The sequence below is a fragment of the Glutamicibacter endophyticus genome (genome assembly GCF_048457885.1).
GTDB classification, from domain to species: domain Bacteria; phylum Actinomycetota; class Actinomycetes; order Actinomycetales; family Micrococcaceae; genus Glutamicibacter; species Glutamicibacter endophyticus.
Genome location: NZ_CP174200.1, coordinates 1691629 through 1706462, shown reverse-complemented (window position 1 = coordinate 1706462; position 14834 = coordinate 1691629). Strand labels below are relative to the sequence as shown.

Here is a 14834-nt window from a genome sequence, read left to right as displayed (position 1 = left end):
GTGCTTGATTTCCGATATTTCACCGGCTTCGGTCCAACGGATTGGGCCATCACGGCAACCGGAATCTACACGGTCGACGGCCACAAAAACTCAGATGATTTTACCATTCACCTACTTCAGCAGGGCGGTAAAACACGGTAGAAGTGATCCACCGTTCACTATCGAGAGGCGCATTCTCATGTACTTGGCGGTAGATTGTGATGCGTGGCAAATAAATCGGAAATGATCGTATGGATCGACTGTGAAATGACCGGCCTGGACGTGGTCAACGACGCCCTTATCGAGGTGGCGGTGCTCATCACGGACTCGGAACTGAATATTGTCGACGACCAAGGACTACAGGTCGTCATCAAACCCTCGGCTGCGGCGGTGGCCCAGATGGACGACTTCGTGCGCAATATGCACCAGAGCAGTGGCTTGCTCAATGAACTCGATGCCGGCATCGATATGGCCGAAGCACAGCAACAGGTTATGGACTACATTCGCACGTACGTCCCCGAGGCTAAGAAGGCACTCTTGGGCGGAAACTCGGTGGGGACCGACAAGAACTTCTTGGCCAGAGATATGCCCGAGGTTATCGAGTACCTGCACTACCGGATTATCGACGTGTCGACGATCAAGGAACTGACGCGGCGCTGGTACCCCAAGGCCTACTACGCGGCGCCGGCCAAAACCGGCAATCACCGAGCGCTGGGCGATATTCGCGACTCAATTAATGAGCTGCGCTATTACCGCGCGGCAGTTATGATTCCGGCACCGGGCCCGGATACGACTCACGCGCGAAAGATTGCCGACAATCTCGGATAATTCGGTGTGACTACTGACCCCTTCACACCACATTTTGCCTAGTGACACACAACACAGCCATTTTGGAGCTTTTCAAGTTGGCACTGCACCTACAAATGTGTGTATAGTATTTCTCGTTGCCCGGTACGGAAACAGCGAGGAAATCCACGCTGACAAGTAACGAAGCAAATATGGTGGGTATAGCTCAGTTGGTAGAGCGTCTGGTTGTGGTCCAGAAGGTCGCGGGTTCAAGCCCCGTTACTCACCCAGATTGCACGAGGTGCGAATCTTGACTAGTCAAGATTCGCACCTCTTTCTCATTTCCGGCGCATCCGCGCCGTCCTCCGCCTAACTTCACCCTCAATTCGGCGGGTATCACGACCCCCTCTTCAACCACGCACTTTTCTTGGTCTTTGACCTATAGGCCAAAAAGTGTGTCTGGCCCGGGCATGTCGCTAGGGCCAGACACACTAATATTCATTGATTAACAGTGTGTTCAGGCGCTTCTCCCGCCCCAGCCGGCCCGCGCGTAGAGCCCTTCCTCAGCGTTCGCCGCCGTGCCGTAAAGCTCTGGCCCGATCCGCTCCTCGACGAGTTCTTCAGCTGCTAGTTTCCTGGCCCGCTGTGTGTAGTGTTCGGGCCGGATCAACGCCCCTAGGCTGGTACGTGAATCCTTGGCGGTATGCTCCCAGCAAAACCATTCCACCGCTCTGCGGCGGTGCTCGACGGGCATGCCCCGGTGGTAGAAGATCATGGCCCGGATCCCGGAATTGATCGCGCCTTCGATCATGTTCGTTGTGGCATTGATTCTTAGTGCTTCGAGCTCTTCTTTGAGATAGGTGAACAGGTGCCCACGTTTCAAGACAATGTTCATGCTGGAGTAGGCCTTGCGTAAGCGTTCGTACGTGTACCACCAGACCCGGGTGCTTCTGATGCCTTGGGGGCGGGCATCGGTGAAGTCTTTGGCGTAGGTTTTCTCGTTGAGGTAGTGCTGGAATTCGGTGTGCCAGGCCGCGAATAACGCGATCCAGGCGGTGGCTTCTTCCCGGGTCTTGATTCTGGTTAGTTGCAGGCTCAAAGCACGTAGGGCCTTGCCAGCAGGGGTTTTAGGTTTCATGGTGAGTTGGGTGCGTACGTTTCGTTGGATATGCACCAGGCAGCGTTGGATCTGCACCTCGGGCCAGAGTTCTTTCAAGGCTTTGAGTAGCCCGCTGCCTCCGTCGGTGACTACGACCCTGGGCTCTGCCAAGGGCCGTAGCAGTTCGAGCCACGCTATGGACTTCTCTCGAGCGCACCATTGCCAGCCGATGACTTTCCCGTTGGCGATGGCGATTAACGCGCACCAGCCTTTGCGCAGGTAGATCCCGTCAATTTGGATTTCGTCGAAGACCTCTCCGGTTTGGGGAAGAGTGGGGTGCACGTTCCAGCACCAGGCGGTATGCCGTCGGAAGGTGCGGGCGCTGGTGGCAGCGTACTGCGCTTGGGTTTGTTTGCTGAGGATCCAGCCGACGAAGGCGGTGAGTTGGTTGCGGGCGGTGGTGTCTGCCCGCGTCATTGTGCTTGAGGTGCCGCAGTTGGTGCAGCGCCATCGTTGGGTGCCTTTGGACGTGGTGCCATTTCTCTTGAGTGGAAAATGACAGATACTACAGAGGTGGGTTTGTCTACTATCTTTCATACTTATGGATTCAATACCCATGTGATTGCTGATCCTGCCCCGGGATGAAGGGGCAGGATCAGGATTGCAGACACACTTTATGACCTATAGGTCTGGTCTTTGCATGCAGCAAGGACTTGTGCCGTTCAAATCAGCATGAGCCACCTCAGAGTACCGGGTCGACCGCGTTGCCCAGGCTGCGAGATATAAATCCGGTCGCGTCGAGCAAGCTCGAAAACCTCCGACGTTCACAGCCACGCCCAATAACGAGCGCCTCGTACTCACTGCCGAGCGCTTCAACAAAGCCAACGACACAAGATGCATCGTGTTCGGAATAACGCGTATCGATGACACGCCATTCATGGTCGGAAATCGCATCAAGTCGCAATACCTCGGACGCCGAACCCTCACGTTCGGTGGGCCTTGGTGTCGAAATGAGCGTCGTCATGCTCAGTGCACTTTCCTTTCGTGGTCTTCGGACATGCGCGGACCTTCCGGCCCGGGTCGGGCCGGAATCCACGGCCCTAGGTTGCGGCCATTTGCCGACGTGGCCATAGGAGTACGCATCTACATATCGGGGCCTCAATCGCCGCCCGGAGCCCTCCACCGGGGCTCCGGGCTCCTCCACGCGACAACTATCGAGGGGTCGGTGGTGAGCGAACCCTTGACTGGATCCACATTTGGCGCGGCAGGCCCGGCTCCGTCCACCGAACACCCGGGCGGCGGTAGGGCTGGATGCGATCGCGTGGGAAGTGCAGGCGAGACCCGTTAGCCATATGGTCCTGGAATCCTGAACCTTCCAGAATGGCCGAGAACCGCCTTGCCACCCAGTCACGATCCGCTAGGCGCATCTCGAGCTCCCCCGAACACAGGTCGGTCGTGTTGTCGGCTGGTCGCATGGCTGTCTCCAGCATCATCTCGGCTACCCTCCCCTATCGATTGCCGCATCCGCGGCTTAAGCGTTCAGGCTTTTTTGGTCCGGGTTTTGGCCAATCGCGTCGCGGCTGGTGACGCTGATCTTGCGTGGCTTGGCCTGCTCGGCGATCGGGATACGAAGGCGCAGCACACCGGCGGTGTAGTCGGCGTCAACCTTCTCGGTATCCAGCGAGTCTCCCAGCACCAGCTGCCGACTGAAGACGCCCCACGAGCGCTCAGAGGCTACCGCGTCAACGGCATCAGGGATATGGCAGGCCCGTTCGGCCTTAATGGTCAGGACGTTGCGCTCCACATCGATGTCCAGCTTGTCCGGGTCAATGCCCGGAAGGTCGAGCTCGACGAAGAACTCATCCCCGTCGCGCCATGCGTCCAGCGGCATGGTCGAGGGGCGACTCATGGTGCCGAAGACCTGCTGTGTGAGCCGGTCGAGGTCACGGAATGGGTCATGTTGTAACAGCATTTCTGAATCTCCTCCATCTCACATATCGATTGCGGACCACTCGACAATCTGTATCAGGTGGTATAGATTTTGTACATCAACGAACACAGAGATGCAAGCGGTTTGGAGCAAAATTTGGTGAAGAATTCGGGGTCACGAACCAGCTCACTCGGCGTGTACGGAATTACCGTAGCCGCGGAGCTCGTCGGCGTGGGCGAACAAACCTTGCGACTCTACGAACGCAAGGGTCTGCTCGAGCCCAGCCGCACGGCAGGTGGCACCCGCCGCTACAGCGAAGACGATCTGCAGATCGTTCGGCGCGTCATAGAGCTGCTCGAAGCAGGCGTGAACCTCGTCGGCATTCGCCATGTACTCGAGCTCGAGACTGAAAACCGCCTCCTCCGTGCCGAACTCGACAGACTAAGCTCTTAATCGCTGCCTCCCTGAGCACGGGATCGTCCCACGTTGGACAAAACCGTCGACCGCGATCGGAATACTCGTGACCTCTGACTCGTTGCACGCTTCACTTCAATCGACAATTTTGCTTCTCGCGGGGTCTTTTGACCGCGTGAGATGCGATTTCGGAAGGGGGCGCATTCAATGGACATCAATTTTGCCGCAGAGCCGCTGGCCGACGACGTCATCCTGCTCGATCCAGAGACCGAAGAGTGGTGTTGGGATGACTGGGTGGCCAGCGAACCTCCCTGTTAGGTCGAGCCAAGGTGGCCCCATCGCGACAGCTGGGGCCACCGGCCACGCAGGCGCAAAATGAATAGGCGGAAACCCTCCCCCTGACCGAGGCATTCGGCACAGGCCTCAAGTCAACGTCCTAGCCAGTGGTTCGCAACAGAAGATTTCATCCCACGCTCCGACCCTTCCCGAAAGGAAGGGAGCCAGAAAAGCCCGTGTGGATACGTTGGCAGCTGGCCAATAGCGCGCCACTGGATTTCGAGGTCAAATCAGCACCATTGCACGATTCCCCAAACTTCAGTGCTCCGCACCTACAGTGAATCCTGCGCAACGCGCGCAGTGCCAGAGGCTAACACCCCCTGGGCTAGACGCTAGATCGACTGCACGAAGCCCTTCATCCGGGCAGCGCTACTCACGCACAGATAATCTATTCGAACACCTGTTCGAATCTGGTTCTGCGCGAATATATCGACATCTCAGTCCAGACAAAATTCGTTTCCTTCTGGATCGGCCATGGTGATGTGTCCGGCGTCGATACCGTCGGGGTCGACCCGGTACAACCGGCGAGCGCCTCGCTTCTCTAGGTACTGTGCGCGATCTTCGAGCGCGTCCATTCGTGTTTCCCCCTCGAGTCCGGGAGCAACACGCAGATCGAGGTGGACGCGGTTTTTAGCATCTTTGCCTTCGGGAACTTTCTGGAAAAAGATTCTGGGGCCATGCCCGTGAGGGTCAATGATTGCGGAGCGTTCGTTGTGAAGTTCGGGTGGTATCCCCCATGCTTCGAGTGCGGCGCTCCAGCTCTCGAAAGGCTCGGGTGGAGGTTGAAGGATATAGTTCAATGCCTCGGCCCAGAAGGTCGCTTGACGTCCTGGATCGGCGCAATCATAGGTGACTTGAAATTCGGTAGCCATATGCGCAGGAACGCTCCATCCCGATGTCGTTGTGTGGTGTGTCGGAACGCTACCGCTGGTACGCATGGCGCGCAATGGGTCGCGCTTCGTGTCTAACTGATTGACTTCGTGCGTAGCTCTTCCCATTTGGGCGGCGAGGGCCAATGCTAGTTCTATGACACGCATTGATACGACCGAACGAATGCTCAACGCCGTGCCGGAGCGGGTCTACGAGGCGTTGACCGACGGGGCCGCGCTTCAGGCATGGTTACCACCGGCAGGAATGCGAGCCGAGTTTCTCGCACTGGATCCGCGCCCTGGCGGTTCATTTCATATGATTCTGCACTATCCGCCCGGGCAGGCCGGCCTGGGGAAGAGCACGGCGACTACCGATGAGGTGGTTGGGCACTATACGGAACTGGTACCGCACGAGCGGGTGGTTCTTGACGTGCATTTTGTGAATCCAGATGGTTCGCATACCGAGGCGATGACGATGAGTTTCGATATTGCTTTGGCCGCGAACGGGACGCTGGTGAACTTTAGTGCGGAGAATCCCCCGGCATCCATCTCGGCCTCCGACCACCATGTGGGGATGAGTCAGTCCCTGGAACAGTTGGCTGAGTACCTGATTGCGCAGGCCGAGCGCGAACGGGGCTAGGTCGAGCCAGCCTGACGCAAAATATTGTGGACGGTGGCGTCGTCGAGTTGCTCGAAGTGCTCGTAGTAGGTGCCCACGGCGCCGAAGTCATCTGGCTGCAACGGGCAGTGGAACTCGTCGCAGTGCGCGGCACAGCTGGCGCAGGTGCTTTCGGGGCCAACGGGGATGGCGGCAATGAGCTTCCCGACGTGCGCCATTCGCATCACCCGTATGGCGGCGGCCATGGTGGCTCCCGTAGCCAATCCGTCGTCACAGAGAATAACGGTCTGGCCGGTCACCTCGGTAGCGCGCCCTTGCAGATATGCGCTTTGTCGCCGGTGGAGTTCGGCGGTTTCGCTCTGGCGTACGCGTTCGAGACGCTCCGGTCGGGTCAGTTCCGTGGGTAGTGAATCGATGAGCTCCGGGAGGATGACTTCGGCTTGAAGTTGCCCATGTGCGGCAATGGCCCCGAAGGCAAGTTCCGGATAGTCGGGCACGCCGAGCTTACGCACCAGTAGGGCATCAAAGGGTAGGTGTAATTCAGCGGCCAGTGTGGCTGCGATGGGCAATCCCCCGCGAGCCAAGCCGAGAATGAGGGCGTTGGCGGCCTGGCGATAGGCGCTGAGTTCGGCGGCGAGCCGCAGTCCGGCATCGTGGCGGTCGGCGTAGGCGGGCAGGTTCTGTTGTTGCTGTCCCATAGTCCATACTCGGCCGCGGTGACCAGCGCTGTCCAGTGGCAGCGAATAATCGATTCTGCCCCTGTTGTGTGCGGCGGTGGGATTCTATGATCGAGGGACCGGGTCATCACCGTGATTCGGATGGTCTACCTAAGGATCGAGCTCATGTCTTCTCCGACGCCAACGGGGCAGCTACTTTCTTCAGATCAGGGTTTCGACTTACGGCTAGTGCGTGAGCTGCCGGTTCCCGTGGAGCGGGCTTGGGAGTGGCTTACGGATCCGGAGCTCACCGAACACTGGTATGGCCCCTGGTCCGGGTGGGCCGCCGAGGGTCACCCGATCGATGTAACCCTAGCCTTTGAGGAGGGTGCCCCAACGGTTCAGATGGTGATCCGCGCCTGTCAGGAACCCGAGCACCTGCGGCTAGTCTCCGAGGATGAGTACGGCAACTGGGATTTGGAGCTTTCACTGCGCCAGCATGAGAAGGGTAGTGAACTGACCTTCGTGATGCATCAGGTCGATCCGCAAGGCGTCGGTGAGATTGGGCCGGGATGGGAATACTATCTCGACCAACTAGTCGCCGCGATTAACGGAGACCCGCGGCCCAGTTGGGAGGATTATTTTCCTGCCCAGCAGGCGTACTTCCAGGACCAGGCGCCGGACTCGGCCGAGCACTAGTACACCCTCGATCCAATCTCGCATTGCCGCGGTTCTTGGTACGTTCTGTGGCACACCACCCAGATATTCGAAGCTATGTTCGATGCGAGGTTCGGGGCATGACGGAGTCGAAGTCACTGTGGTGCACGCAAAGGAAAAATAGAGGCTTTTTCCGGGTTAAGGGTCTAGCATGGCCGTAGTCGCCGCGGTTGTGATGATTGATTGGGGGATCCTCACCCGTAGCCTGACTCTGGCATACCCCCGGGCCTACCACTCGCAGGCGGGCCCGGGTGTGCACCGGCGAGCGCGGGTTAGGTTTCCGCCCGAGGAGTCGCCGATTGCGAGCCAGATTCATGAAGTTCTCGCATCTTCTGCCGGTGTTTTAGGCTTCGGATATGTCTGCTATTCCACACGTTGAATTGGCCAATGGTTGCAGCGTGCCCGCCATCGGGCAGGGCACCTGGTTCATGGGCGAGCGGCCCGACCGTCAGCGCGAAGAGATCGCAACGCTACGCCGTGGCGTGGAACTGGGCCTAACGCTCATTGATACCGCCACCATGTATGGAGACGGGCTCTCCGAGCAACTGGTGGGTGAAGCTATCGCCCCCGTGCGCGACGAGGTCTTCCTGGTAGACAAGGTTCTTCCCTATGAGGCGTCCTATCGGGGCACCATTGCCTCCTGCGAGGGATCCCTCGAACGGCTGGACACCGACCATATCGATCTGTTGCTTCTGCATTGGCCCGGTTCACACCCCGTCGAGGAAACCGTGCATGCCTTTGAAACCCTGATCGAGCGTGGGCTTATTGGCGCATGGGGCGTGAGCAATTTCGATGTCGATGACCTTCAGGAACTCCCGGCGACCCCCCTGGTGAATCAGGTGCTGTATAACCCGAGTCGGCGTGGCGTGGAATATGATCTGCTACCGGCGCATGCCGCCGCATCCCCGGCAATCCGGACCATGGCGTACTCCCCCATTGAGCAAGGTCGCCTACTGACGCATCCGGCACTGCAAGAGGTGGCCGAACAGCTCTCGGCGACCACCGCACAGGTATTGGTGGCGTGGGCGATACGAAGTGGTGAGGTGATCGCCATACCGAAGGCCTCTCGCGTGGAGCACGTACAACTCAATGCCGCGGCGGCCGAACTACAGCTCTCCACTGAGCAGCTCGCGGCCATCGATGACGCCTTTGCACCTCCACAGCGTAAACTTCCACTTCAGATGCTCTAATTCGGCCACACGGCTACCGACCCGCACGGATTTTACGATTCTCGTGCCGCGCTGGCCAGTGCATGACAAACATGACAATAATGGTCATGGTGTGTCCGGCCGATCGGCCCGACCCACCGCAACCAGCGGTGATCCTCCTAGACTCTTGGGGGAGCATTTTTCGACCTTTACCCCGAAAGGACCGGTCAACACGGTGAAACGCGACTTGTTCGAAGAGGACCACGACCAGTTCCGCGAGCTCGCGGCCGAATTCAACACCCGAGTGGTAGCCCCGGGCTACGCTTCGTGGGAGAAGGAACACCGGATTCCTCGCGAAGTGTGGCAAGCGGCCGGCGAGAACGGGCTGTTGGGTCTGGCGGTGCCCGAAGAATTCGGCGGGATGGGCATCGATGACTATCGCTTCCGTGTCGTCCTCGACGAAGAATTCGTGCGCGCCGGTCACCTCGCCGTGGCCCTGGCCTTCCACCTGCACGACGACCTCGTGCTGCCCTACTTAATTGCGCACGGCTCGCAGGATCTCAAGGAACGCTGGCTGCCGCGCATGGTCGACGGTTCAACCATCACCTCCTGCGCGTTCACCGAACCGGGTGCCGGCTCGGATTTGCGCGGAGTGCGCACCAAGGCGGTCCGGGACGGTGACGACTGGTTGATTTCCGGTCAGAAAACCTTTATCGGCAACGCGGCGCACGGCGATGCCGCGCTCGTGCTGGCCCGTACCGAAGGCTCCGGAACCCGCGCCGGCGCGGACTCCTTCACCTTGTTCATGGTGGAACGTTCCGAGGGCTACAGCAACGGAAAACCCTTCGACAAGATGGGGCTACGTGCCTCAGATACCGCCGAGTTGTTCTTCGACGAGGTCCGGGTGTCCGACGCCGACCGGGTTGGCGAAATCGGGGCGGGCCTAGGGTACGTCAAGGCCCATCTGCCGCAGGCCCGACTGGCCATTGCGGTTGCCTCCAGCGCCATTAGCACCGCTGCCTTCGCACAGGCCAAGGAGCACGTCTCGAACCGTTCGACCTTCGGGCAGCTGGTTGCCGACTACCAGAACACCCGCTTCGAGCTGGCGGATTTGAAGACCGAATCTCATGTCACCGAGGTGTTTGTCGATCGCGCGGTGCAGGCCTTCAACGAGGGGCAGCTCAGCGCCGAAGAGGCCGCAGAGGTCAAGCTCTTCGCCAGCGAAAAGGCCCGCACGCTTACCGACCGTGCCCTGCAACTGCATGGCGGCTACGGCTACATCATGGAATACCCGATCGCGCAGTCCTTTACCGCCTCCCGCCTGCTGACCATCTTCGGCGGAACCAGCGAAATCATGCGCGAGACCATCGGGCGCGCGCTGTAACTCGCGGTCTGCGGCTCACCGCCGACGGAGCTCATCACGGATTTGGTGGCGTAACGCCCAGGCGTCCGCCACCTCTCCGAGATGGCCTAATTTCTCCGGGTTGATGACCGCACGTACTTGGGCGATGCGCTCACCGCGGGTTTCCAGCACCATCACCGCAACAACCCGTTCCTGCTGGTCGCTGATCAGCACGCCGGGCTGCCCGTTGAAACTCTGCACCCGCAGGTTGACCAGCCCGGTGGCCAACTGCGCCGCAAAACCTTGCACCAGACGCGCAGCGCGTTCCAGCGATTCGACCGGGTGCGCGAAGGCCGGTCCCTTGCCGCCTCCGTCACCAACGAAGCGCACATCGTCGGTCAGCAACTGGCGCAGCCCCGTCAGGTCGCCCTCGCGCATCGCCTCCACGAAGCGGGCGGCCAATTCGTCCCGGGCCTGCGGGTCGGGCCGGAAGCGCGGGCGCGGTTCGCGCACATGTTTGCGGGCTCGCGCGACCAACTGTCGGCAGGCCGGCTCGCTACGGTCCACCGCCGCGGCCACTTCGGCGTAGTCGAAGCCGAAAACCTCGTGGAGCACGAAGGCGGCACGCTCTAGGGCGCTGAGACGTTCAAGGAGCAGCAGCGCCGAATAACTCAGTGAGTCGTTCAATTCCGCCATGCGTTCCGGGTCGGTGTATGGGTCGTGTGCCAACGGTTCGGGAAACCAGGGGCCGACATACTGTTCACGGCGCACCCGCGCCGAGCGTTGCACATCAATGCAGATCCGGGTGACGACGGCACAGAGAAACGATTTAGCCGAGCGCGGCTCGTCGACAATGTTCTGGTAGCGTACCCAGGCCTCCTGCACAGCGTCCTCGGCCTCACTTACCTGCCCGAGGATTCGGTAGGCAATGGAGAAAAGCAGGGGCTGTAGCTCAAGAAACTGCGCGGTACGCGTCATGGCGCTCAGTCTCGCACCGGGTGACCCGACCTGTCCAGACCCATTGGCGCCGCCGGCCAGCGCATCGTCCCGGGAAACCGCCGTTCGGTGCTGATGTTCGCCAGTAAGGCCGAGACCTGTAGCCTTTTGGCGGCCACCGCCGTGCGTCCCGTCAGGGCCCAGCCACTGGCTTGATCGGCACCGTTAGTGCGTTGGAGCACGGCTCGGCGACGCCCCAGAGACAGACAACGTGCCAGGAAACCAAGGGAAAAGTCGCGATACCCGGTGACATCTAGGTCGAGGGCTTCGGCGCGTAAAAGGTCTGCGGCATAGGCAGCCGAGGGGAAGGCAAATTGGCAGGACATGGAATAGCGCTCTCCGTCTGGTCGCACGGTGTGCCCGGCATCTCCCACCGCCAGCACCCGTTCATGCGAGATCGACCGCAGGGTGGGATCGGTGAGTACGGCTCCACGGTCATCCACTGCAAGGCCTGAGTGGGCCGCGAGCGGGTAGGCGGAGAAACCACCGCACCAGATACTCAGGTCACTATCCAGATGCTGCCCGTTGGCCAACGCGAGCTGCCCCGGGTCGATACCGACGACGCGGGCGCGGTGTTCGGCAATGCGCAGTTCGGACAGGGCGCTGTCCACCCGGTGAGCGGCGGGAGCGGAAAACCAGGCGCCCGCCGCAGTACCGGAGATGAGCGAGAGCTGCAGATCCGGGCGTTGCTCGGCGATCTCGGTGACCGTTTCAAGACCGGTGAATCCGCTACCGATCACACTCACACGCCGCCCTTCGGGTAGGCGCCGCAATGCGGCACGCAGGCGGTGGGCCTGGTCCACATCGCCGACTCCGTACAACAAATGCGCCCCGGGTAGCTCTGGAGTCTGAGTCCTGCTGCCGGAGGCGAACACCACCCGGTCGAAATGCAGCCGTTCCGGGCCCTGTGCCGTATCAACGGTGGCCCAGCCGGTGGATGGGTCAAGATCCGTCACGCTGCCCTGAATCAGCCTGATCCCCGGGCCGAGGAGGCGTTGAAGGCTCTGCGCCGGAACGACCTGACCGGTGGCCACCTGATGCATCCGTAACCGGTTGACGAAGGTGAGCCGCGGGTTGACCACCGTCACCGCAACCCGTGAACGCCCGCGGCCGTTGAGTCGAACCGCGAGGGTAGCTCCGGCGAAGCCCGAGCCGATGACTAATACCTGTAGCTGTGCCGTTGAAGTGTTCATATCCACGAGACGAGAGCGCCTAAGCATCTGTGACATGGTCCCGGAAAATTTTTTTGCGGCTTCGTATCGGCGAGTGCGTTGCGGCCTCCGCTGGCACAACTGAGTTCGAGCGTGAAACTATTAGCTGAGACCATTTGTTGTTCGAGAGGAACGTATCCAAAGTGCCCATCCGGCAAATCACCGTCTATGGCGAACCGGTGCTACATCAGCGCGCCGCCGAAGTCACCGAGTTTAATGACGAGCTACGCGCCCTAGTCGCCGATATGCACGCGACCATGGACGCCGCAAACGGTGTCGGCCTTGCAGCCCCACAAATCGGCATTGGCCTGCGCATTTTCACCTACATCTACGCCGACCAGGACACCGCCCCGGAACGCGGCGTGCTGATCAATCCGAAGCTGACGCTTTCGAAGATCTCCGGTGCCGCACCGGATGTCGACGAGGAGTCCGAAGGTTGCCTCTCGGCCCCGGGCCTTTCCTTCCCGCTCAAGCGCGCCGACTATGCCAAGGTTGAAGGCTTCGATGAGTTCGGCAAGCCGATCTCTTTCGAGGCGCGCGGGTGGTTTGCCCGAATTATGCAGCATGAATTCGATCACCTCGACGGGTACCTCTACGTCGACAAGCTGGTACCTAAGTGGGACAAGCGCTGGTTGAAGGCCAAGAAGGCCTTGGGCTGGGGCGTGCCGGGAATTACTTGGCTCCCGGGTACTGACGAAGACCCGTTTGGCCATTAGATTAGTGCCATGACAAAAACGACGGTCCTGACATCGGCAGTTGAACGTGCACTCGCCCTAGGCGATGTCGATGATCGGGACCGTTCGTATTTTCATGACCTCAATGCCAGCGTCGACCGCTCACAATTGCTCTTGGCCCGAGTGAGACTGGCCGAGCGGTTCGGCGAGTTCCCTGCCGCCCCGATCTCACGCGAAGATACCCATACCGCTCCCGGGGTCTGGGAACTAGCCACGCTTCTGGAACTCGCCGCAAGCCACGACCGGCTACTGGCCCGCGCGCTGAGCCCAGAAATCGTTGCCGCCACTCTGGCCGACCTCGGCCAGCAGTGCCGGCTGCACCGTGCCGAGCACGGTAACGCTGGTCTTGGGACTTGGCATTGGCTCTCGCTGCACGCCAGCGGGAGCCTTTTTCGTATCGGGCGGCTGCAGTACCATTTGCGGCGGATCGCCGACGCCGAGAACAGCTGGGAAGTAGATGTACATATCCCGGCCGGAGAGGCACTGGCCCCAGCAACGGTGGACGGTTCGCTATCGCGGGCCGCGGCCTTTTTCCGCACTCATTTTCCGCAGCTACGCATCGACCGGGCGGTGTGCACCAGCTGGCTTTTCGACCCTTGGTTGCTGGAACGGATGAAACCCACGAGCAATATCCTCTCCTTCGCACACCGATTCCAGCCGCGTGCGGCCACCCCGGAGCCCACGGATGCGCTCTACTTCACCTTCGGAACACGCGACATGGGACGGTTGCATCGGCTCAGCGCACGCAGCGGTCTACAGTCCTTAGTCCTTGAGCGGCTCCGTACGGAGGGCACCTGGTTCCTCGGTCGCGGCGAGTTTCGTTGGCTGGCCTCATAAAGGAGGAGTCCCGGGCGGTTCCGCATCAGTCTTGACGCGGCGCACGATATTGCTGGTATCGCTGCCACTGCTGGGATTGCCACTGGGTCAGGCCATCGGGCCCGGCTGCACCCAGCACGCTCCCCGACCGAAGCCAGCTCGCCTTGACCATCCCGTTGCGTCCCGGCCCGACACTTGCTTGCGCCTGGCCGTCGGCCACCAATGACCGATCGGCATAGGAGATGTAGTACTCGTCAAAGGGCGGCAGCAGGTAGCGTCCGGCCGGCTGGTCCGCAGGTGCGTCGTTGTCCTCGGTACGCAGATAGAGCGGCTCCCCTTCATGTGTTCCGACGGCCTGGATCCGGTCGCCTAGTCGCTTGGCCGCCGCACGCAGCGCACCAAGCGGGTGCCCGGCATACCATGCGGCATCACGCAGACTGGCCGGGCCGTGACCGCGCAAATACCCTAAAAGCAGCTCGGCCAGCGGATCGGCCGGCTCCGCACCGGCGGTCGCCACTTCGGGCACCGGCACAAAATACTGTCCGGCACTCCACGAACCCGGATCGATCAGCGGACCTTGGCAAATCAACAGACGGTAGGACAGTTCCTGGAGCAGTGCGTAGCCCCGACCGTCGCGCAGGTCCAGTCCAGCCTCCTGCCAGCGACGCTGAATCAGTTCGCGGCTCGCCCGCCCCTCGCGCCGAAATAGATCCATCACGTGCGCGGCCGCGTCATCCACGACGGTTGCGGTGATGTGTTGGTCGGCGCGGCGGGTTGCGGCGCTCTGCGCCACCCGCGGGGCGCTGAGCCTTACGAGCCATCCAAGATCTTGCGACTGGCAGAGATGGAGCGTTCCACGCATCAACCAGCTGCGAACCAGTTCGCCGCGCTCCAAGGCGTGCACCACTGGCTGACGCTGCGCCGTTGAACCGTGCCGCAAGCTCAGCGCGTACGCCCCTCCGGCGAGGTCCTGGGCCTGGGAGGCCAGCATATGGGCGGCGACCGCACCGACCGTCCGATCGCGGGCTGTGCCGGGCGCTAATAGATGGCTGCGTAGCCGCAGGGCGCGCAGCCGCGACCTATCGGTGCCCCGCCGACTATCGAGGATCTGATCCATGTGCCCTAGCCTAGCCGCCCGTGCCCGTACCGCGGCCGTCGCTGGCTCGGACTCCCCCGTTAACG

Annotated in this window: 16 protein-coding genes and 1 tRNA gene; 9 read left to right on the top strand and 8 right to left on the bottom strand. The window is 60.9% G+C overall.

Annotation, left to right across the window (positions count from 1 at the left end; all coding sequences use genetic code 11):
- The first annotated feature begins 222 nt into the window (after positions 1–222).
- Positions 223–807, top strand: coding sequence for an oligoribonuclease (gene orn, locus ACJD00_RS07970; RefSeq protein ID WP_418909324.1), 585 nt, complete (start codon positions 223–225; stop codon positions 805–807).
- A gap of 173 nt (positions 808–980) precedes the next feature.
- Positions 981–1053, top strand: a tRNA-His gene (locus ACJD00_RS07965).
- A 229-nt stretch (positions 1054–1282) separates the two neighbouring features.
- On the opposite strand, the gene ACJD00_RS07960 is transcribed toward ACJD00_RS07965, so the two are convergent.
- The 3 genes from ACJD00_RS07960 to ACJD00_RS07950 form a co-directional block, all read right to left on the bottom strand.
- Positions 1283–2482, bottom strand: a complete 1200-nt coding sequence (locus ACJD00_RS07960) for an IS1249 family transposase (RefSeq protein WP_418909240.1) — start codon at positions 2480–2482, stop codon at positions 1283–1285.
- Positions 2483–2606: 124 nt separating this feature from the next.
- Positions 2607–2888, bottom strand: coding sequence for a hypothetical protein (locus ACJD00_RS07955; protein ID WP_418909239.1), 282 nt, complete (start codon positions 2886–2888; stop codon positions 2607–2609).
- A gap of 507 nt (positions 2889–3395) precedes the next feature.
- A complete protein-coding gene (locus tag ACJD00_RS07950) occupies positions 3396–3836 on the bottom strand; it encodes an Hsp20/alpha crystallin family protein (protein WP_418909238.1) in 441 nt (146 codons plus the stop codon).
- Between the two features lie 117 nt (positions 3837–3953).
- On the opposite strand from ACJD00_RS07950, the gene ACJD00_RS07945 reads away from it, so the two are divergent.
- Entirely contained in the window at positions 3954–4247 is a 294-nt protein-coding gene (locus tag ACJD00_RS07945; protein ID WP_418909323.1) for a MerR family transcriptional regulator, read from the top strand.
- A gap of 734 nt (positions 4248–4981) precedes the next feature.
- Here ACJD00_RS07945 and ACJD00_RS07940 read toward each other — a convergent pair.
- Positions 4982–5416: a VOC family protein gene (locus ACJD00_RS07940; RefSeq protein WP_418909237.1), complete on the bottom strand. Its 435-nt coding sequence runs from the start codon at positions 5414–5416 to the stop codon at positions 4982–4984.
- Positions 5417–5570: 154 nt separating this feature from the next.
- On the opposite strand from ACJD00_RS07940, the gene ACJD00_RS07935 reads away from it, so the two are divergent.
- Entirely contained in the window at positions 5571–6053 is a 483-nt protein-coding gene (locus ACJD00_RS07935; protein ID WP_418909236.1) for an SRPBCC domain-containing protein, read from the top strand.
- Here the strand turns inward: ACJD00_RS07935 and ACJD00_RS07930 are convergent.
- Positions 6050–6730: a phosphoribosyltransferase gene (locus tag ACJD00_RS07930; RefSeq protein ID WP_418909235.1), complete on the bottom strand. Its 681-nt coding sequence runs from the start codon at positions 6728–6730 to the stop codon at positions 6050–6052. The genes ACJD00_RS07935 and ACJD00_RS07930 overlap by 4 nt on opposite strands.
- A gap of 144 nt (positions 6731–6874) precedes the next feature.
- Here ACJD00_RS07930 and ACJD00_RS07925 point away from each other — a divergent pair, with 144 nt between their 5' ends.
- The 3 genes from ACJD00_RS07925 (at position 6875) to ACJD00_RS07915 (ending at position 9937) form a co-directional block, all read left to right on the top strand.
- Positions 6875–7387, top strand: coding sequence for an SRPBCC domain-containing protein (locus ACJD00_RS07925; protein WP_418909234.1), 513 nt, complete (start codon positions 6875–6877; stop codon positions 7385–7387).
- A 374-nt stretch (positions 7388–7761) separates the two neighbouring features.
- Entirely contained in the window at positions 7762–8595 is an 834-nt protein-coding gene (locus ACJD00_RS07920; protein WP_418909233.1) for an aldo/keto reductase, read from the top strand.
- A gap of 193 nt (positions 8596–8788) precedes the next feature.
- A complete protein-coding gene (locus ACJD00_RS07915; RefSeq protein WP_418909232.1) occupies positions 8789–9937 on the top strand; it encodes an acyl-CoA dehydrogenase family protein in 1149 nt (382 codons plus the stop codon).
- Between the two features lie 15 nt (positions 9938–9952).
- On the opposite strand, the gene ACJD00_RS07910 is transcribed toward ACJD00_RS07915, so the two are convergent.
- Together ACJD00_RS07910 and ACJD00_RS07905 are read right to left on the bottom strand one after the other, a co-directional pair.
- Positions 9953–10873, bottom strand: a complete 921-nt coding sequence (locus ACJD00_RS07910; RefSeq protein ID WP_418909231.1) for an RNA polymerase sigma-70 factor — start codon at positions 10871–10873, stop codon at positions 9953–9955.
- A 5-nt stretch (positions 10874–10878) separates the two neighbouring features.
- Positions 10879–12084, bottom strand: coding sequence for an NAD(P)/FAD-dependent oxidoreductase (locus ACJD00_RS07905; RefSeq protein WP_418909230.1), 1206 nt, complete (start codon positions 12082–12084; stop codon positions 10879–10881).
- Between the two features lie 161 nt (positions 12085–12245).
- Here ACJD00_RS07905 and def point away from each other — a divergent pair, with 161 nt between their 5' ends.
- Together def and ACJD00_RS07895 are read left to right on the top strand one after the other, a co-directional pair.
- Complete coding sequence (def, locus tag ACJD00_RS07900) at positions 12246–12818, top strand: peptide deformylase (RefSeq protein ID WP_309407289.1); 573 nt, start codon at positions 12246–12248, stop codon at positions 12816–12818.
- 9 nt (positions 12819–12827) lie between these two features.
- Positions 12828–13673 carry an acyltransferase domain-containing protein gene (locus ACJD00_RS07895; protein WP_418909229.1) on the top strand — a complete coding sequence of 282 codons (846 nt, stop codon included), beginning with the start codon at positions 12828–12830 and terminating at the stop codon, positions 13671–13673.
- Positions 13674–13698: 25 nt separating this feature from the next.
- On the opposite strand, the gene ACJD00_RS07890 is transcribed toward ACJD00_RS07895, so the two are convergent.
- Complete coding sequence (locus ACJD00_RS07890) at positions 13699–14769, bottom strand: winged helix DNA-binding domain-containing protein (protein ID WP_418909228.1); 1071 nt, start codon at positions 14767–14769, stop codon at positions 13699–13701.
- Positions 14770–14834: the final 65 nt, after the last annotated feature.